At 53.4% G+C, this 380-nt stretch carries 1 protein-coding gene; it reads left to right on the top strand.

The genetic code is table 11. The features are described 5' to 3' along the window. Positions 1 to 125: 125 nt before the first annotated feature. The coding region (locus JNB71_RS24285; protein WP_431029738.1) for a fasciclin domain-containing protein at positions 126 to 380 on the top strand (255 nt) is incomplete at its 3' end.

Raw genomic sequence — 380 nt, 5'->3', positions numbered from 1 at the left:
CAAAGTCAACTCAATTCTGTGAACCACCAATGCGTTGTCGCATGTTCTGTTTGTGCATCCGATAGCCGGTTGGATTCGTATATCGATTGCTTCCACATTGCGAAGCGCCACGATAGAGGTCAACGATGAAACGGTTTCAACTGGCAGGGTTGTCTGGTGTTCTGGTTTCTTTCGCAATCATTTCTGGCGGCTATGCGTCCGTAGCGGCGGCCGCAATGGGCGATAGCGAAGCGACCACCATGGTGGGCGGCGCTCCGATGTATCCGTCCAAGAACATTATTCAAAATGCGGTCAATTCGAAGGATCACACCACGCTTGTTGCTGCCGTGAAGGCAGGTGGCTTGGTCGATACGCTGTCCGGGGCAGGCCCATTCACCGTA

It is taken from the genome of Rhizobium herbae, assembly GCF_019511375.1.
In the GTDB taxonomy this organism is placed as follows: Bacteria; Pseudomonadota; Alphaproteobacteria; order Rhizobiales; family Rhizobiaceae; genus Pararhizobium; species Pararhizobium herbae_A.
The sequence above is the reverse complement of the archived record's forward strand: the minus strand, read 5'-3'. Positions and strand labels throughout refer to the sequence as shown.